Source organism: Thermostichus sp. MS-CIW-30 (assembly GCF_054058015.1).
Genome location: NZ_JBSRZW010000007.1, coordinates 1 through 17,079, shown reverse-complemented (window position 1 = coordinate 17,079; position 17,079 = coordinate 1). Strand labels below are relative to the sequence as shown.

Sequence of the window (17,079 nt, the reverse complement as noted above, 5' to 3'; positions counted from 1 at the left end):
TCGGTTGAAGGGTAAAGGGCTAGAAATACAGGAGGTTAAGAGGCCGTCGCCGCTTCAGCTTCCTCTATGGGCCGGACGGCGATGGTGATGTGACAGGTGCGCTTGCGAATGGGGTAGGCCCGCCCTTGGGCGCGGGGGCGAAACCGTTTCAGGACGGGCCCCTGATCAGCATAGGCCTGGCTGATCACCAGATCCCAGGGATCCAAGCCGTTGTTGTGCTCTGCGTTGGCCACCGCCGAGCGCAGCACCTTACGAACCGGCTCACAGGCAGCGTAGGGCATGAACTCCAAAAGAATCAGGGCATCGGCATAGGTGCGCCCACGGATCTGATCCAACACCCGCCGCACTTTAAAGGGGGACATACGGATATAGCGGGCTACCGCTTTAACCTCAGGGGATGAATCGGCCATGGCCCTCTCCTTGCCTACTCGATACTTTCCTGTTCGTTATTCCTCTCAACGGCGAGCGGCTTTTTTGTCGCTCCCCGCGTGACCGCGGAAGGTACGGGTGGGAACGAATTCCCCCAGCTTGTGACCCACCATCTGATCGGTGATGTAGATGGGCACGTGTTGCTTGCCGTTGTGAACGGCGATGGTGTGGCCGATCATGACCGGCAAGATGGTGCTGGCCCGCGACCAGGTCTTGATCATGTGCTTCTCGTTGCGCTCGTTCATCTTCTCCACCTTGAGAAGCAGCTTGGCATCCACAAAGGGGCCTTTTTTCAGCGAACGTCCCATAAGAACCTCAACCGTTTGATAAGCAATTCACTGTCGAAAAAGCTTCGGGGAGCGAATGGCCAGCGGCTACTGAGCAGCCCTTCCGCCCTTGTCCCGGCGGCCTCCGCGACGGCGACCGCGCACGATGAATTTGTTGCTGGGCTTGTTGCGTTTGCGGGTCTTGTACCCCAGGGTGGGCTTGCCCCAAGGGGTGACAGGGGTACTGCGGCCTATGGGGGCTCGCCCTTCCCCGCCGCCATGGGGATGATCCACAGGGTTCATCACCGAGCCACGCACCTTGGGACGGCGCCCCAACCAACGGCTACGACCCGCCTTGCCCAGGCTGATGTTGTTGTGGTCAACGTTGCCCAGTTGGCCGATGGTGGCGTAGCACTCGCCGCGGATCATGCGGACTTCGCCGGAGGGCAGCTTGAGGGAGACATATTTGCCTTCTCTGGCCACCACTTGAGCGCCAGCCCCGGCGGCGCGAACGATCTGCCCGCCGCGACCGGGATACAGCTCCACATTGTGAACCACCGTTCCCAAGGGGATCCGCTCCAGGGGCATGGCATTGCCGATCTCAAAGGGGGCCTCTGGCCCGGCCATGATGGTGGCTCCCACCTCTAGGTTGCGGGGAGCGAGGATGTAGCGTTTCTCTCCGTCTTCGTATTCCACCAAGCAGATGTGGGCGCTACGGTTGGGATCGTACTCCACAGTTTTGACGGTCGCCGGGATCCCCCGCTTGTCGCGACGGAAGTCGATGATGCGGTAAAGCCGCTTGTGGCCACCACCGCGGTGCCGGCAGGTGATGACGCCACGGTTGTTGCGCCCTTTCTTGCGGTGAATAAATTGCAGCAGCGACTTTTCCGGTCTGGGCCGCTTGCCGTTCTCGTCACGGGACAGCTCCTCGAAGTCAGAGACCGTCATGTGACGGGTGCTGGGGGTGTAAGGTCGGAGAGTACGAATGCCCATGGCTCGGGTAGGGGTGGGGGATGGGATGACAACAACTCAAAAAGGGGGGTTAGGTGTCCGGGAAGAGGGTAATGGAATCTCCCTCGGCCAAGGTCACAATGGCTCGCTTGGGACGGGTGCGATAGCCAACGAAGCGGCCCACCCGCCGCTGCTTGCGCGGGGGCTTCAGGGTGTTGACGGAAGTGACTCGCACGCGGAACATTTCTTCGACAGCAGCTCGGATGAGCGGCTTGGTGGCAGTGGGCAGCACTTCAAAGACGTATTTGCGCTGCTCCTTCAAGGCGGTTGCCTTTTCGGTGATGACGGGGCGCAACAGGACGTCGGCCAGGATCCGCTTGCTCTCAGTCATCGCTTTCCTCCTCTGCTGGGGCTGCTTCGGCCTCTTCTACCGTTGACGGCTCTGCTCCTTGAGCCAGTTCTTCTGCTGGATCTTGGGGCTCTTCGGTTTGCTCTTCTGGCCCCTGCGGATCTGCTGGACGTCCTTGGAGGGCAGCTTGGTTTTCCTGGGCCTCAGGTTGGGCTGGGGTTTGCTCTGCTTCCTCGTGTTCGCTTTCTGGAACGGCCTGATCTTCCGGCCCATCTCCGGGCAGGGCCTGATCTTCGGCTAGGTCGGCCTGAGGTGCATCCTCAGAGGGAGTCTCCAGAACTGCCGGCGCAGCGTCGGATCCCCAACGGGCCTTGAGTTGCTCTAGGGCAGAAACGGTGATCAGCACCCAATCGACGTTGAGCAGATCGAAAACGTTGATCTGATCCAGGCCGATCAGCTTAACGCGGGCGATGTTGCGCACGGCCCGCTCTACGGCTTCCGAGCGTTCGGCAACGATGAGCAGAGCCGATTGATCTTCCATCACCCCCCAGCGCAGCAAAGCCTGGGCCACAGCACGGGTTTTGGGCGGGTTGAGCTGCTCCTGGAAATCCTCCACGACGATCAGGTCTTCCACCCGACTTTGCAGAGCGGTGCGCAGGGCCAGTTGCCGTTCTTTGCGGTTCATGGCCAGGTTGTATTCCCGCTTGCGGGGGCCGAAGATCACCCCCCCTTTGCGCCAAAGTGGGGAGCGGATGGAGCCGGCACGGGCCCGACCGGTGCCTTTCTGCTTCCAAGGCTTGCGACCGCCGCCGCGCACCTCAGCTCGGGTCTTGGTGTGGGCGTTGCCCTGACGAGCATTGGTCATCTGCCGGCGCAGTGCCAGATAGAGGATGTGGGCGGCTGTTTCGGGACGAGCAACTTTAAGGCTCAGCTCCGCGCTGCCCACCGTTTCCCCTTGCCAATTTTTCACCACACAACTTGCCATGGTTTCCTCGTCTTTGCGGATGCGGGTCAGCCTTGGTTTCACCCAGGGATCCCTCCTTAGCGCTTGTTGCCCACCTGCTTGGCAGGGGTGATCTCCAGCAGCCCTCCTTCTACCCCGGGCACGCAACCCTTGATCACCAGCAGATCCCGCTCTGGATCCACCTGCACCAACTGCAATTTGCGGGTGGTGACTCGGCCACCTCCCAACCGCCCCGCCATGCGCATCCCCGGAAACACGCGGCCTGGGGTTGTACCGGCGCCAATGGAGCCCGGTCGGCGGTGGTTTTTGGAGCCGTGGGACATGGGGCCACGACCAAAGTGGTGGCGCTTTTGATAGCCGGCAAACCCTCGCCCGATGGAGGTACCGGCCACATCCACCAATTGGCCAGGGGAGAACATCTCGACGGTAATTTTCTGCCCCAACTGGTAGGCTTCTGGCTGGTCAACCCGGAACTCCCGCAGGTAGCGCAGCAGCTCTGTCACCCCCGCTTTGGTGAGGTGGCCCCGCTGCGCCCGCGTGAGATGCTTTTCGGCAGTGGGCAAGTAGCCCAACTGAATGGCGTTGTAGCCATCTGTGGCTTGGGTTTTGATCTGGGTCACGGTGCAAGGCCCCGCCTGCACGACAGTGACCGGAATGGCCAGCCCTTCTGGAGAGAAGATCTGGGTCATGCCGACTTTTCTTCCGAGGATGCCAAGTGCCACAAGAACCTCCAATCGAGCCTGCACGACTCGTTTTCATCAACTGAGAGCCAGCTCACTCCGACAATCGGCTAGCCGTTCGCGAAGCAGGCCGTAGGCCAATGGCTCAGTTAGCCGGATGGATAGGCATACAGCAATAGCGTGGCAGCAGGAAGCTCAAGACAAAGCTGAGTCTGCCGGCTGAGGCGAAAGAGCAAGGTAGGGATCCCCCGAGGCCAAGTTCAGCGCCGGCAACGCTGAGCCTTTTGCTTAGTTCACCCCCAAAGCTGCACGCCAAACTGCTTTTTTTGAGAGCTGCTCAGACTTACCTGCTAAAGAGGCAGTATCTGGGGTAGCAGCGCACCAGGTCGCCAAAGCGGATGGACTCAGTTGGCAACGGAAAACAATCATAATGAAGCGAAGGCCCGTTTGTCCAGACTTTTGCTGAGAAAATGGGTTGGTTGGAGAGGCCGGAGAGGGTAAGGGCAGCTCAAGTGGAAGAAAAGAGCCATTGGCCAGGGAAGCCATCTCCCTTCCAAAGTGTAATGGGCTGGGCAGGCAGTGGGCTGACCCAGGCTTGTGTAGATCACTATCGGAGATTGTTGCAGGCAGGAGCCGATCCGGGCCGGGTCTTATTTTTGGTGCGGAGTCAACGGCAAGCGGATGAGGTGCTGCGGCGCTTGCAGCAGTCCAGTTCGGGCTTGGTGGGGCCGTGGCGGATCGAGACGTTCTTGCAGCGGGTTGGGCGCTCTCTGGCCGATCATTGGCCACAGGTGTGTGAGCGTGTCCCCCAGTTGCCACGCTCGTTGGAGCCGATCCCCTTGGCCAAAGATCTCACTCAATTTCTCTGCGAACGAGCCTGCGCTTTGTGCCCTCGGCATGGGGAAGCCTTTGCCGGGGTCGGGCTCAAGGAGTTCCAGATCTGGGATCAGATCAGCAGTGCTGCTTATATTGCAGGGGCTTCGGGTTTGCCGGCAGAAGAGGTGGGATCCCGGCTGGCCCAGGCTTGGCCAGAGGAGGCAGATCCGCGGCGGGCAGAGGCTTTGCAGGCAATGGGCTGCTGTGTGGGTCGGCTGTGGGAGGCAGCGCTTCGGTTGGGATCCTTGGATTTTGGTCTGCAAATTCGGCTGTTTGGCGAACACATCCTGCCGCTAGCGGAGTTTTGGCAAGAGTGGGATCATCTGATCGTAGATCAGGCGGAAGACAGTTGCGGGGTGGCGCTGGAGTTTTACCGGCAGGGGCAAGCCCATTTGCAAAGCCAATTTTTCAGCTACACCCTCGGCGGCGGGGTCTCTTTGACCGGGATCCCAGAGGCAGTAGCTGACTTCTTGATGGCAAAAACGCAGGTTCAGTTTCTGGAAGGGAGCCATCGCGCCTCAGCAGGCATGATCCGCTTGGGGGTGCAGATTGCGCGGGTGTTGGATCCCCAGTTTTCCCATCCGCTGCCCGAGCCGAGGGGGGGAGAGCTGCCGAGGGTGCAAACGCTGGAGGAGGAGACCCAGTTTGCGGCGGTGGAGGTGATGGTTGCCCAAATTCGCCGGCTTTTGGGGGCCGGGATCCCTGCCCATCGCATTGCTGTTTTGCTGCCCCGTATGGATGCGGGGGTGAGCCTGAGCTTGCAGGAGCAATTGTCGGAAGCGCCAGTTTTGCCGATTGCCCCTTTCCCGGCGTTGATTCGCTATCCCTTGGTGCGGGCGGTGCTCACAGCAGCAGAGTTGGCTCACCCTGAGTGGGGTGCTTTTCCCACTTTGCCAGCTTGGCGGCTGATGTTGAGCTGGGTGCTGGGGCTGGATCCCATCCGGGCAGCTCTGTTGGCCGAAGATACCTGGGATCCGGTGGGGCGTTCTCTGCGTCCCCGAACAGCAGTACGGCAGCCGGAGCGAGTAGGGTTTGCCAACCTGGAGCGCTACCAGCGACTGTTCGATTGGCTGCGCGGCTATCGTCCCGGCCCTTCATTGGCCGCTTTCTTCCAGCAGTTTTTTGCCGATCACTTGGCCTCGGTGATTGCTTCCCCTCAGGATCAAGAGCTGCTGCGCGTGTTGATGGAAGCGGCACAACGGTTTCGTCAGGCCTTCCCTGCCGAAGGGGATCCCGCCTTTTTGGCCATGATCCGCTCGGGACAGACCCCCAGCAGCAGCCGCTTCGAGCCCGACTATTCCCGTTACTTGGTAGTTGCAACTCCGGGGGCCTACATCACTCGGGGTTTGGAGGCGGATTACCAATTTTGGTTTGATATCACCAACCCCAGCTGGTCCCGCTCCCTCTGGCATGTGCTCTACAACAGCCGTGTGCTGACGCCGGAATGGGACGGGGAGGTTTTCGATGCGGCGCGGGATTTACAGGCGCGTCAACAGATTTTGGCCCGCACGCTGCTGAACCTCTGTTGCCGCACTCAGAAGGGGCTGTGGCTGGTGCGCTCCAATTTTAATTATCGCGGCGAGGAGAACACCAGTATTCTGGACTACCTGATTTTGAAGGGGTTGAAGGCCATGGCAACCGCCGGCTAAGGGAGAGCCTATCCTGAAAGGGTGCTGGCAACTCAGGCCTCCAAGAAATCGGGGGATGCACTGCAGGAATGGTCAAAGGCAAGGGTTTTAGAAGAGCGGCGCAGCCGCCCCTCTGGCTGACACGCACCTTGGAGTGGCAGGGCAAAAGGGAAGAAGCACTGGTCCTTTTGGCCAATTGGCTGGCGGATCCCTTCGGCGATGGAGACATGCGCTACGTCTTGCGCCGCCGCCTGCTTTTGCTCTTAGACAGCGGTGCAACCCCCAGCGAGTTGCAAGCTTTTCTCGACCGCCACGGCGAGCATCCTCTGGCCGCCGCCGTCCGCTATGCTCTGGCGGTTCGCTTCGCCCGCGAACACCGCTACGACCTAGCCCTGCAGCTGACGGAAAATCTGGCTTTGGATGCTGTGTTGGATCGCTACCCCTTGCTGGATGGCGGCTACTGGCTGGACGACTGGGATCCCGTGCCCGCCAGCCGCACCCCTCTGCAACCGAAAATCCAGGCCCAACGAGAACGCTGGCGCCAATTGAGCCGTTGGCAAGCCCAATCCACTCCCCAACAACGCTATCAACTGGCCGCCCACTGGGCCGCTGCCGACGGTTGGCGCAATGGGTACCTGTGGCTGTTTAACCAAACCCGTGCCGGTGGCCTGAGTGGGGATGCTGATGGAAGCGCGCCGCCGCAACCAGCTTCCTCCAGTTCTCTATCGGACTATCAGCGGGCCAATCACCATGCTGTAGCAGCAGAGTTACTCGGCTCTGTGCTGGCGGATCCCACCGCCCCTGCCCATCTTCAGGAAGAAAGCCTGTACCGGCAGGTGCTGATCCTCTACCGCCAGTACACCACCTACCCTCCCGAGGAAACGGCAGCCATCTATCCGCTGCCGGGCTTCCCCCCAGGAGTGACAGAAGATACCAGCTTGTTCGACACGTCACTGCCGGACTACGTGGATCCTGGCAGCCTCAGCTACAGCTACTTTCTGGAAGCCAAAGCCCTGCAGGATGGCTATGCCCGCCAGGCGATCTACGCCGGCAATGAGCTGCTGAACCGCTTCCCCCAGAGCCGCTATGCTGGGGATGTGCTCATGGCTCTGTACGGCCTGACGGGAGATGTCGCCTTCCTAGGACGGCTGCTGACGCAGTTTCCTGATAGCGAGCGCGCTCTGGAGGCAGCGCTTGAGCTGGGGCCCGTCAGCCACTGAGTCTTTAAGCGTACCGCAGCTTTGCAGCTTTATAGCCTCTTCACAGAGCCTTCATGAAAGGCAAATAGGGGTATTCTTGGACGAGAGCTGTCTTGCGAGATCCAGGGAGAAAGGCTTTATCTCCCCTTTGTCTCGGCGGATCTGGACTAGCTTGAGTTGAGTTTCCTTGGGCTGCCATGGGCTGATGGATCCTGCCACCTTTCTGGAGCACTATGGGTTTGAGCTGGAAGGTCAACCCAGCCAGGTTTGGGTGGAGCGCTGGAGCCAGTTGTTCCCGGATCTTTGGATCCCGGCAGCCTTGCTAGAAGCCCTCTACCAGGGGCGGTACAAGGCCGCCTCTGTGGAGCAGCTTCTCCGCCTTTGGCAGCGTCGCGGCTCTCCTCATCTTACCTTTCCCCCAGAAATCGGCCAGTTCCTTTGGCAGGAGCAGCAGGAGCGGATCCGCTCTTTGGCTGCGGCTGCCTTTGCCTGTTCTCCTCTGCCGCCGGTACCCCCCGCGGGATCCCTGTTTTCCAGAGAACCGGCCATATCTCTAAACTTGTTGTTGGAGCAGTTGCAGGAGCTTCCCCCCAAGCTGCGCCGCCTGCTCGCCCAGTCCCCTCGTGCCGGTGGGACAGAGTCCTCATCGTTCGCGACAGAGGTGCAGAGCACATTCCCGGAGATTTCGCAGACGGTCGTTGACCCTCCAACTCCTGCCGAGCCCCCTCAGGGACAGTCTTGATGGGCTTGCCACTCTCTTTCCTCAGGGATCCTGGCCATGAACTTTCCCCTCGATTGCGACAGCGGTGCGGAGCACATTGCCTCCTTGCCCTGTGGGGTGATCACCGTCAGCGACACGCGCACCCCTGAAACCGATCACAGCGGCCAGTTTATCTGCACAGCCCTCCAGGAGTCCGGCCACCGGGTGGAGAGATATTGCATTCTCCGAGATGAACCGCAGCTCATTCGAGAGCAGGTTCAGGATTGGGCCGGATCCCTGCCGGTGATCTTGTTGAATGGTGGCACAGGCATCGCCCCCCGCGACACCACTTACGACGCCATCGAGGCTCTCCTGGAAAAGACCTTGCCCGGCTTTGGGGAGATCTTCCGCCAGCTCAGCTATGCCCAGATTGGCAGTCGGGCCATCGCCTCTCGGGCCATCGCCGGGATCCACGGAAAGTGCTTGATCTTTTCCATGCCTGGCTCCCCAGCAGCCGTGCAACTGGCTATGCGCAGCCTGATCCTGCCGGAGCTACCCCACCTGGTTAAGCAACTGCACCAGGGCAAGCATTGAGGCAGCAGGCCGTCTTAGTGATCCCCTCTTAGGCCAAGAGGGCAGTCGCCTTGGCAAGAGCCTCCTCCCGCAGCAGAGCGGCTTTATCGGTGCGCTCCCAGGGCAGATCCAGGTGAGTTTGCCCGAAGTGACCATAGACCGCTACATTTTGGTAGAAGCGTCCCCCCCGTTGGCGGGGCAGCTCCCGCAGTTGGAACTGGGCCAAAATGGCTGCCGGCCTCAGATCGAAGTGGCGCTGCACCAGCCGCAACAGCTCTTCGTCGGGGATGCGCCCTGTGCCAAAGGTTTCCACCAAAATGTTGATGGGGCGGGCTACCCCAATGGCGTAGCTCACCTGCACTTCACATTTTTGCGCCAAGCCAGCTGCCACGATGTTCTTGGCCACGTAACGAGCCGCATAGGCAGCGCTGCGATCCACCTTGGTGGGATCCTTGCCGGAGAAGGCCCCGCCCCCATGGCGAGAATAGCCGCCGTAGGTATCGACGATGATCTTGCGTCCGGTCAGGCCCGCATCTCCCTGAGGGCCGCCGATGACAAACTTGCCGGTGGGATTGGTGAGGAAGCGGGTGTGGCTATCCGGCTTGATGGGCAGCTCGGCAAACACCGGCGTGACCACTGCCTCCCAGAGATCGGCGCGGATCCGCTCTTGCACCGCCGCCTCTTCCGTAATGGCGCCAATCGTGGGTGTGTGCTGGGTGGAGATGAGCAGGGTGTGAATGCCCACCGGGCGACCTTCCTCATAGGCCACAGTCACCTGCGTTTTGCCATCCGGGCGCAGATAGGGCAGGGTGCCGTTTTTGCGAACCGTGGCCAACTGGCGGCTGAGGCGGTGGGCCAAGCTAATGGGCAAGGGCATCAACTCGGGAGTTTCATCGCAGGCAAAGCCAAACATCAACCCCTGATCCCCGGCCCCGACCAAGTCGAATTGATCTTCCTGGGAGCCGCGACTTTCCAGGGCCATGTTCACCCCTTGGGCAATATCGGGAGATTGCTCATCGAAAGCCACCAACACCGCGCAGCTTTCGGCACAAAACCCATTCTTGGCATCGGTATAGCCAATTTCGGCCACCTTGTCCCGCACCAGACGGGTGAAGTTGACCTGCGCTTGCGAGGTGATCTCCCCGGTCAACAAAACCAGGCCCGTATTGACCACCACCTCGGCGGCCACCCGACTGAGGGGATCCGCCGTCAAGAGGGCATCCACGATGGCATCGGAGATCTGATCGCAGATTTTGTCGGGGTGCCCCTCCGTCACCGACTCCGAGGAAAACAAAAACGACTTGGACAACGAACCTTCTCCTTAAAAGCTAGAACTGAGAACGTAAACTACCCGACTCCGACCGCTAAAGCGGTACGGAGCGGGCTTTCAGTAGCCCTGAGCCTGCTCTGCTCTACCAGAGAACAAAACAAGCCCGGACCTCTAGGCTGGTTTACGACAGCCCCCAAGAGCGCAATCACATTCGCACCATTCAAATCCGCATCCCCTTCCCATCCACAGTGCCCACACTTGAACGACTTGCCACTGCGGTAGGATTGCGCAGGATCGGGATGGATGTGCAAACACCAGTGGCAGGTCTGCGACGTGTAGGCGGGCGGCACAAGAATCAGAGAAACCCCTGCAACCCTCGCCTTGTACTCCAGAAACTGACGTAGTTGGTAGAACGCCCAACTGTTGGCCCTGCGCCGCTCGGCTTTGCTGCGCGGCTGTTGATTGACTCTTTTCCGGATCCCTGTCAGGTCTTCCAGAGCAAGAGCGCTGTTGGTAGCTTTTGCCCTAGAGACAATAGCTTTGGAGATGCGATGATTGACCCACGCCTGAAAGCGCCTCTCCTTGCCAGACAGCCGTTGCAACAGTTCTCTGCATCTGCGCCGCGAACTGCGGGTGCCCTTACTGGCTTTGCGTTGGAGTGCCGCCCTCAGCTTGGAGTAGTGGTCTCGGATTCGGTTCAACTGCTGTCCATTCCAGTTGTCCCCCTCTGACGTATGGGCAATATCCGTCCTGCCCAAATCCACCCCCAGCACTCTATCCGTGCGTTGCGGTGGGCACGGTTCCGTTTCCACACAGATTTGAATGGAGTAGGAGCCGTCTTTGCGCTTGACCAGAGTGGCGGATTTGGGATTGGAGCCCGCCAGCCGTTCTCTCTGGTAGCGGCCAATCGCCAGCTCAAAGCGCTCTCGACCCTCCACCGTGGTCAGCGACACCGTCCAGTCTTTCTCGCGGAACGAAAAGATACGAGCGTCGTAGGTAGCGAAGCCTCCTTTGAACGCTTTGACGGGGCGGTTTTTCTGTTGGGCAACCTTGCGGGCACCGGCCAGCCGTCTGCAGACCTGCTGAGCCAAGTTACTGGACAAGCCGAACCGGGCACGGATTTCGCGGTAGCACAGAGATTGAAGTTTAACGGCGTTGGTGACTTTCTCGGGCGTGTTTTGGTTGACCCAGTTCAACGCCTGCACAAAGGCATCCATTGTCGCGTCCAACTTTGCGGCTTGCGACTGGGACACCTTGAGCTTACAGGAGACGGTCAGAACTTGGGTCATGGTTCTATCGTAACTTCCGCATTCCTCCCGACACTGACCCTACGGGTATAGTGCGGGGCTCCTGCGATTTCTAGCTGAACAAAAAACAAGGCTCACCCGCTCGTTCATTATCCGTCGGAGAAAGAGCCAACCAGGGATCCCCAGGTGCTCCGCACCAGCCCCAACTCAGCCAGAGGAAAGGCCCAGCAACCAGCAAGCGTTCTGCACCGCTGACGCACCAGCACTGCCGCGAAGGCCTTGCCCCGCTGCCGCGACCAGAGCTATGGGAGCTGCTAAAGGATAAAGTTGCCAGAAAAGTCCCCCGCCAAAGAGGGCTATCCTCTAGAGAAAACTTTATTGCCTTTATCTTTCGGTTACTGACTAACCGCAGGAATTGGCACCGTAGCGGAGGCTTCCGCCGGGTTGCCGCAGCTTCATTGGGCCTGGTCCCTCAGTCTGCTCTGGATAAAGAACGGAACTTGTCCCTATAGTACCCCCAACCTCCGCCCATTTGTCAAAAAAATAAGCTGTGGGCGGCTTCAGCCAAACAGACCCTGCCACCAGTCTGTCCCCTGAGCGGCTTTGAGAAAGAATGCGCCGGCCAAGCCCAGGGGGGAGAGAACGCCGAGAAAGCCAACTGTCCCCAATCCCCAAGCCAAGCGGTGCAGATGCTTTTTGTCGGCAGGATTTGGCGTCGTTTCGGCTGAGATGGCCAACAGGGATCCCAAGGCTGCCAATAGGGATCCCCCCAGACCTGCAAAGTAGCTGGGCGCTAGCCACGGTTGCAACTCGGCGGCAGATACGACTTGGATGCGGGGCAAGACTTGAAAACACCCTATTGCCAGCACTGCCCAGATGAAGCAGTACATTAGCAGGCTATCTCGGAAAGCAGCAGCCGGTTCTCTCATATCCCAGCCGAATGAAACCGGATTAGGATAAAGGCGGTTCACTGTGGGGAACTTGGGTTTGCCCCGACGGTCGCGCCAGTGGTGCAGTTCCCCTCAGCCTGTGTGGCGAATCTCGATTCCTTTTGATTATGGCCCAACCCGCCCTGTCTGGCTGGCCTGCACCGGCTTCGGGATCCCAGCCCCTCTCGACAACAGAACTTGAGGACGCTTGCGATAGCGGTGCGGAGTCTTCACCGGGCGCAGAGGCCGACCCAAACTGGCGGCATCGCCAAAGAATGCAAAAACGCCAGCAGATCCAGCGGCAGCGTCTGTCGGGCATGCGAGATGACAAGGGCTTGATCATCGTACACACCGGGCAGGGCAAGGGAAAGACCACGGCTGCCTTTGGCATGATCTTCCGCGCCCTCGGCCAGGGATTGTCGGTGGGGGTGGTGCAATTTATCAAGGGGGCCTGGGATCCAGGAGAAGCCAAGCTATTGCGGAAATTGGCCGAGCATCCAGAGCTGGGCCTGGGGAAAATAGCTTTTTACGCCATGGGAGAGGGCTTTACCTGGGAAACCCAAGACCGGGAGCGAGACATCGCCCATGCACAGGCGGCCTGGGAAAAGGGGCGGGAGCTGTTCACCAGCGGGGAGTTTCAGTTGGTGCTTCTGGATGAGATCAATGTCGCCCTCAAGTTGGGATATCTCTCGCCGGACAGGGTGTTGGCCGGGCTAGCGGAGAAACCGGAGCGGGTTCACCTGATCTTGACGGGGCGGGGCGCGCCGGCAGCGTTGATCGACCGAGCCGATCTGGTGACGGAGATGACTTTGGTCAAGCATCCCTTCCGTGACCAGGGGATCAAGGCGCAAATCGGCATCGAGTTCTAACCCTTGGGCAGGAAAGATGGCCATTCTGCTGGCGGCGGCAGCAAGCGGCAGCGGCAAAACCACCATCACTCTGGCTCTGTTGGCCGCTCTGAGGCGACGGGGCCTGCGCATCCAACCTTTCAAGGTGGGGCCGGATTACATTGATCCTCTGTTTCACACGGCGGTGAGCGGGATCCCCTGTCGCACTTTGGATCCCTTCTTGACCGACGAGGACTTTGTGCAGCGCTGCTTTCGCCACCATTGCCAGGGCAAGGATGGAGCCATTGTAGAGGGGGTGATGGGCCTCTTCGATGGACGAGCGCCGGGATCCCTGCCCCTCCCCGAGGGCGGAACGGAGCCTTTTTTTGCCAGCAGCGCCCATGTGGCCCGCCTGCTCGGGATCCCTGTGGTGCTGGTGATCGATGGCAGCGGCATGGGAACGACGGTGGCCGCTTTGCTCTACGGCTTGAGCCGCTGGGATCCCCGCCTCTCCATTGCTGGGGTGATCTTCAACCGGGTGGCCTCGGAGCGGCATGGACAAATCTTGCAGCAGGCAGCGGCTGCAGCGGGGATCCCAGTCTTGGGCCAGTTTCCCCGGCGGGAGGATTTGCGGTTGCCCAGCCGACACCTGGGGTTGGTGCCTGTCTCAGAACTGGATCACTTCCCCCACTGGCAAGCTGCCTGGGCCGAGCTGGCCGAGCAACACGTCAATTGGGATAGCCTATTGCCCCTCATTCGGAGGCTTCCTCCAGCGGTAGGAGAGCTGTGGCCAGGGATCCCCCCTCTCACCGAAAGGACTCCGCCCCGCCGCTGCGAACAGGTACGGGTGGCGGTGGCCCAAGACCACGCCTTTAACTTCTACTACGCCGACAACTTGGATCTGTTGCGGGCCTGTGGAGCCGAGCTGCTGGAGTATTCCCCCCTCCAGGTGGGGCTATGGCCACCGGAGCCCTGTGACGGCGTGCTGCTGGGGGGAGGGTTCCCGGAATTGTTTGCAGCACCTCTATCTGAGAGAATTAACCAACAACCTCCCCCGCCCACCCACCCACCCCTCTACGCCGAGTGCGGCGGACTGATGGTGCTGGGCCAATCCCTCACCGATTTTCAGGGAAAGACCTACCCGATGGCCGGGCTGTTGCCCATCACAGTAGACATGGCCAACCGGCTATGTTTGGGCTACCGCGCAGCTGCCGTTTTGCGCCCAACCCTGCTGGCGCCAGCCGGGGATCGCCTGCGCGGGCATGAATTTCACCGCTCCCGCAGCACCCCCATCTCCCCCAGCCCAATCTACAGCTGGGGATCCCCCGCCCAGCTTCAACAGGAAGGATGGGCCACCGAGCGTCTTCACGCTTCGTACCTGCATCTGCACTGGGGATCCCGTCCTGATTTGGCCCTGAGATTATTACAGAACTTCTTAAGAATCTCGAAAGGGGATCCCTAAAAAACCGTGCCATCGCTGAGCAGTTGGATGGGGGGAGAAGCATCTGGCCTGAGCTGGGCAGCGATTTGCCGCCCTGCCGTCCAGGTTCCCCCTTGCAGTATTTTCACCAGGGGCAACTCCTGGGCAGAGCAGCCAAGCCTTTCCCGGATTAAGGAGGCAACTTGATCCAGCAAAATCACCGTCAGGGCTCGCCACTCCACAATCACCGTCGAATCTGGGGGATGCGGTTGCTGCCCAATCTCCGGCTGCTTGAGCTGGATCACCCCCAAATCCACAAACAGCCCCCCGTTGCGATACTCCGCCAAACCCGTCAGCTCATCCAAACCCCCGATTGGGATCCCCTCCTGCTGCAACGGCTCCAGCAGAGAATAGGTCATCCACTGCAACAACTTGTGAAAAGGCACCCAATGGCTCCCCGGCTCCGTTTGGGGCAGGTGGGGATAGGGCCAGACATCCCCCAGAGGGATCCCGGCCAGCGAGACTCGCCCAGGCCAAATGGAGCTAAACCCCCTCTGAACTGCCTGGAAGACCTGTGCTGCTTTGATCCCACCGCTGGGATCCTCGGGTTGGATTGCTTCCCACAACCGGCCAGGACGGGGAAGATTGTGACCGGATCCAAAGTAATGAGGTTGAGCCCGCAAAGTTTGTGCCAACCTTTGCAGCAGTTGCCAGCGCCCCTCCAGTCCCAGTAAAGGATTTTCCGGCCCCACCTGGAAAGCTGCTGCCAAATCCGCCAAGGTGATCCGCTCCAGGCCCGCCGCATCCACCTGCAGAGGCTGCTGGGGATCGCTGGAAAACCCACCTCGCCAGAACCAGTCGAAACTGGCCAAGGCCAAACCTTCGGAACGACCCACCACCGTCTGACTTTCTGGATCCCGGTACTTCCAGGCAGAGCCTGCCCCTGCGTCCAGCAACACGCTGACGATGGCCAGATCCCACTTGCATCGCAGCCGCTCCAGCGGATCCATGTCTTTAAGTCGATTTTCCAAACGGGCTAGGCGCTCCCCGGATCCCACTTGAAAATGTTGCCAGCGGCTGTGGAAGGGAATTTCCCCGTTGGGATAATGGGCCCGCATTGTGGTGATCACATAGTCGGCTACGGATCCCAGCCGGTTCAGGTCGAGGCGAAAATGCTCTGATTCACCGGCCAAAACCCTTTCCAATAGCAACCGACAGCGATCCCGAATGGCTTGGGGACTCTGCAAATAAGCCACTCGTTTTTCCAGATCAACAGGTGTCAGCATCAAGCCGTTCCTTCTCAATTGTCCATGCCGAGAATTTTCTCAGCATAATCGGGCGGGAACCCACCTTGATCTGCATTCGTCTGCAAGCCTTGGCCCACTTGACACTCCCGCCGGTCTCTTGTCAAAAGCCCGCGTCTTACTTCGCGATCGGTGAGACCCTTGCAAGAGAAAGCTTTGAGGCAACTGTCCTGCTGACACGAGCAGCCCTGAGCCATTTTGAGAAAAGACTGGGCCAAGCACTGGGTGAGGATCCCGATAGATAAGAGCATTGACTCGAGGTAAATTTTGATGTCTTTGTTAAGAGAAGTGTTGAATACTACATTTCCCTGAAGTAGACTTTGCCTACTCTGTGGCCTTAATCACTTCCTTGAGGGGTTGTCGATTGTTATGATAGATGTAATCCTAGTCCTAAGCATAAATTACTAGTTAGGTCATTTGCAGCTAGGCTGAGCCCCAAAAGTGCCAATCCGTTAGGGAGGAGTGTGATGTTCACACGGTTGGCGGAACAATACCGCAGCTATGTTCAAGATCTGGTGATGAGTTTGCAGGCTCTGGCCATCGTTTTGGAGAAGCGGGGCTACCCAGCCTCTTGCTACACCTGTGGTACGTCTTTCGAGAGTGCCTCGTTTATGGTCAGCTTACGAGAGGGGCACCTAATCCGCTTTTTGGTTTCCGAATGCTCCATTAGCTGGACAGAAATGCGGGATGACCGAGAGCTCATGAAATTGGAAGGAGCAGAGGCGATTCGCCAACTGCAAGAGCTGGCAGAGCTCATCAAAGACGAGCTGTTGGTCGCCGCCACGCCGGCTGAAGCTCTGGTGGCCAGCACCTGATCCTGGCAGGCCCTAGGTCTGCTCAAACCCAAGCCGTAGCCGATTGGACAACTAAGCCTAACCTTCTAGGCCGCTGCTTTGGAGATTTTTCCCCTGTTGAGGAGTAAGGGTGGAATAGGGATCCCCCTCGACGGAGTGGCAGTTGGCTGGCTGCCCATGCCGCTTGTATGGGGATCCCAGATGACCCGCTCTCCCAGCTTGTATCTGGAGTGGTTTGTGGCGGCAAAGCCTCTCTGAGTAAAGTCTGAGTAAGGTGTCACCGCTGCCAGGGATCCCCTGTTGACGGCTTCATCTTATAACTCTGACCCAATACCCCCAAGGGGATTCGAACCCCTGTCGCATCCGTGAAAGGGATGTGTCCTAGGCCTCTAGACGATGGGGGCGCTCTCCGACAAGGCGATCCTAATCCTAAAGAAGGATAAGTAAGCTTGTCAACCTTTTAATCTGCATCCCCAGACCCACGCCCTGCCAAGTTCAGAATCAAGATCCCCAGCAAAGCCAGGCTCAGCAGGCTGGCAATCACAATCGGTTCATCTGGGATCACGTCCATCTTGGCTTCACCAAATTTTCGGGCTGGAGGCCCGCACCATAGCCGCAGGCTTGGTGTCGGGAGGAAAGCCCTCCTCCATATAGGTTTGCTGGTCAAAAGTCT

At 59.4% G+C, this 17,079-nt stretch carries 17 protein-coding genes, 1 tRNA gene and 1 riboswitch; of the genes, 7 read left to right on the top strand and 11 right to left on the bottom strand.

Annotation, left to right across the window (positions count from 1 at the left end; genetic code table 11):
* Positions 1 to 35: 35 nt before the first annotated feature.
* The 6 genes from rplV to rplC all read right to left on the bottom strand — a co-directional run bounded on the left by rplV (position 36) and on the right by rplC (position 3,681).
* Positions 36 to 410, bottom strand: coding sequence for a 50S ribosomal protein L22 (gene rplV / locus ACVWXW_RS04485; protein ID WP_457387574.1), 375 nt, complete (start codon positions 408 to 410; stop codon positions 36 to 38).
* A 45-nt stretch (positions 411 to 455) separates the two neighbouring features.
* On the bottom strand, positions 456 to 737 hold the full coding sequence (gene rpsS, locus ACVWXW_RS04480; RefSeq protein ID WP_414331934.1) for a 30S ribosomal protein S19: 282 nt from the start codon (positions 735 to 737) through the stop codon (positions 456 to 458).
* Between the two features lie 66 nt (positions 738 to 803).
* The gene (rplB, locus tag ACVWXW_RS04475; protein ID WP_457393077.1) at positions 804 to 1,688 is read right to left on the bottom strand and encodes a 50S ribosomal protein L2; all 885 of its coding nucleotides are present in this window, start codon (positions 1,686 to 1,688) and stop codon (positions 804 to 806) included.
* 49 nt (positions 1,689 to 1,737) lie between these two features.
* Positions 1,738 to 2,037, bottom strand: coding sequence for a 50S ribosomal protein L23 (locus tag ACVWXW_RS04470; RefSeq protein WP_457393075.1), 300 nt, complete (start codon positions 2,035 to 2,037; stop codon positions 1,738 to 1,740).
* Positions 2,030 to 3,022: a 50S ribosomal protein L4 gene (rplD, locus tag ACVWXW_RS04465; protein WP_457402995.1), complete on the bottom strand. Its 993-nt coding sequence runs from the start codon at positions 3,020 to 3,022 to the stop codon at positions 2,030 to 2,032. Before rplD ends, ACVWXW_RS04470 begins: the two co-directional genes overlap by 8 nt.
* A gap of 14 nt (positions 3,023 to 3,036) precedes the next feature.
* A complete protein-coding gene (rplC, locus tag ACVWXW_RS04460) occupies positions 3,037 to 3,681 on the bottom strand; it encodes a 50S ribosomal protein L3 (protein ID WP_457402994.1) in 645 nt (214 codons plus the stop codon).
* Between the two features lie 470 nt (positions 3,682 to 4,151).
* Between rplC and ACVWXW_RS04455 the strand changes: the two genes are divergently transcribed.
* From ACVWXW_RS04455 to ACVWXW_RS04440, 4 genes are all read left to right on the top strand, one after another.
* Positions 4,152 to 6,164, top strand: coding sequence for a hypothetical protein (locus tag ACVWXW_RS04455; RefSeq protein WP_457402993.1), 2,013 nt, complete (start codon positions 4,152 to 4,154; stop codon positions 6,162 to 6,164).
* A 68-nt stretch (positions 6,165 to 6,232) separates the two neighbouring features.
* Positions 6,233 to 7,363 carry a hypothetical protein gene (locus ACVWXW_RS04450; protein ID WP_414329181.1) on the top strand — a complete coding sequence of 377 codons (1,131 nt, stop codon included), beginning with the start codon at positions 6,233 to 6,235 and terminating at the stop codon, positions 7,361 to 7,363.
* A 184-nt stretch (positions 7,364 to 7,547) separates the two neighbouring features.
* A complete protein-coding gene (locus ACVWXW_RS04445) occupies positions 7,548 to 8,084 on the top strand; it encodes a hypothetical protein (protein WP_457402991.1) in 537 nt (178 codons plus the stop codon).
* Between the two features lie 36 nt (positions 8,085 to 8,120).
* On the top strand, positions 8,121 to 8,636 hold the full coding sequence (locus ACVWXW_RS04440; RefSeq protein WP_457402989.1) for a MogA/MoaB family molybdenum cofactor biosynthesis protein: 516 nt from the start codon (positions 8,121 to 8,123) through the stop codon (positions 8,634 to 8,636).
* 28 nt (positions 8,637 to 8,664) lie between these two features.
* On the opposite strand, the gene metK is transcribed toward ACVWXW_RS04440, so the two are convergent.
* The 3 genes from metK to ACVWXW_RS04425 form a co-directional block, all read right to left on the bottom strand.
* Entirely contained in the window at positions 8,665 to 9,924 is a 1,260-nt protein-coding gene (gene metK, locus ACVWXW_RS04435) for a methionine adenosyltransferase (protein WP_041436796.1), read from the bottom strand.
* Positions 9,925 to 9,962: 38 nt separating this feature from the next.
* Positions 9,963 to 11,174, bottom strand: a complete 1,212-nt coding sequence (locus tag ACVWXW_RS04430) for an RNA-guided endonuclease InsQ/TnpB family protein (RefSeq protein WP_457402986.1) — start codon at positions 11,172 to 11,174, stop codon at positions 9,963 to 9,965.
* Positions 11,175 to 11,513: 339 nt separating this feature from the next.
* A riboswitch (SAM riboswitch) is annotated at positions 11,514 to 11,625 on the bottom strand.
* Between the two features lie 67 nt (positions 11,626 to 11,692).
* Entirely contained in the window at positions 11,693 to 12,061 is a 369-nt protein-coding gene (locus tag ACVWXW_RS04425; protein ID WP_011434147.1) for a hypothetical protein, read from the bottom strand.
* 128 nt (positions 12,062 to 12,189) lie between these two features.
* On the opposite strand from ACVWXW_RS04425, the gene cobO reads away from it, so the two are divergent.
* Positions 12,190 to 12,930 (top strand): cob(I)yrinic acid a,c-diamide adenosyltransferase, encoded by a 741-nt coding sequence (gene cobO / locus ACVWXW_RS04420; protein ID WP_083757680.1) that lies wholly within the window; start codon positions 12,190 to 12,192, stop codon positions 12,928 to 12,930.
* Positions 12,931 to 12,946: 16 nt separating this feature from the next.
* Positions 12,947 to 14,350, top strand: coding sequence for a cobyrinate a,c-diamide synthase (locus ACVWXW_RS04415; protein ID WP_414399977.1), 1,404 nt, complete (start codon positions 12,947 to 12,949; stop codon positions 14,348 to 14,350).
* Here the strand turns inward: ACVWXW_RS04415 and ACVWXW_RS04410 are convergent.
* On the bottom strand, positions 14,347 to 15,594 hold the full coding sequence (locus ACVWXW_RS04410; RefSeq protein WP_457402984.1) for a URC4/urg3 family protein: 1,248 nt from the start codon (positions 15,592 to 15,594) through the stop codon (positions 14,347 to 14,349). The genes ACVWXW_RS04415 and ACVWXW_RS04410 overlap by 4 nt on opposite strands.
* Before the next feature lie 485 nt (positions 15,595 to 16,079).
* Here ACVWXW_RS04410 and ACVWXW_RS04405 point away from each other — a divergent pair, with 485 nt between their 5' ends.
* Positions 16,080 to 16,427, top strand: coding sequence for a DUF1815 family protein (locus tag ACVWXW_RS04405; RefSeq protein WP_011434143.1), 348 nt, complete (start codon positions 16,080 to 16,082; stop codon positions 16,425 to 16,427).
* Positions 16,428 to 16,737: 310 nt separating this feature from the next.
* On the opposite strand, the gene ACVWXW_RS04400 is transcribed toward ACVWXW_RS04405, so the two are convergent.
* Positions 16,738 to 16,810 (bottom strand) — tRNA-Glu (locus ACVWXW_RS04400).
* Positions 16,811 to 17,079 lie beyond the last annotated feature (269 nt).

Coding starts and splice junctions, on each gene's coding strand:
- ACVWXW_RS04445 (WP_457402991.1), top strand. CDS start 7,548: ATGGATCCTGCCACCTTTCTGGAGCACTATGGGTTTGAGCTGGAAGGT.
- ACVWXW_RS04415 (WP_414399977.1), top strand. CDS start 12,947: ATGGCCATTCTGCTGGCGGCGGCAGCAAGCGGCAGCGGCAAAACCACC.
- ACVWXW_RS04430 (WP_457402986.1), bottom strand. CDS start 11,174: ATGACCCAAGTTCTGACCGTCTCCTGTAAGCTCAAGGTGTCCCAGTCG.
- ACVWXW_RS04405 (WP_011434143.1), top strand. CDS start 16,080: ATGTTCACACGGTTGGCGGAACAATACCGCAGCTATGTTCAAGATCTG.
- ACVWXW_RS04410 (WP_457402984.1), bottom strand. CDS start 15,594: ATGCTGACACCTGTTGATCTGGAAAAACGAGTGGCTTATTTGCAGAGT.
- rplB (WP_457393077.1), bottom strand. CDS start 1,688: ATGGGCATTCGTACTCTCCGACCTTACACCCCCAGCACCCGTCACATG.
- cobO (WP_083757680.1), top strand. CDS start 12,190: ATGGCCCAACCCGCCCTGTCTGGCTGGCCTGCACCGGCTTCGGGATCC.
- ACVWXW_RS04470 (WP_457393075.1), bottom strand. CDS start 2,037: ATGACTGAGAGCAAGCGGATCCTGGCCGACGTCCTGTTGCGCCCCGTC.
- rpsS (WP_414331934.1), bottom strand. CDS start 737: ATGGGACGTTCGCTGAAAAAAGGCCCCTTTGTGGATGCCAAGCTGCTT.
- ACVWXW_RS04425 (WP_011434147.1), bottom strand. CDS start 12,061: ATGAGAGAACCGGCTGCTGCTTTCCGAGATAGCCTGCTAATGTACTGC.
- rplV (WP_457387574.1), bottom strand. CDS start 410: ATGGCCGATTCATCCCCTGAGGTTAAAGCGGTAGCCCGCTATATCCGT.
- ACVWXW_RS04450 (WP_414329181.1), top strand. CDS start 6,233: ATGGTCAAAGGCAAGGGTTTTAGAAGAGCGGCGCAGCCGCCCCTCTGG.
- ACVWXW_RS04440 (WP_457402989.1), top strand. CDS start 8,121: ATGAACTTTCCCCTCGATTGCGACAGCGGTGCGGAGCACATTGCCTCC.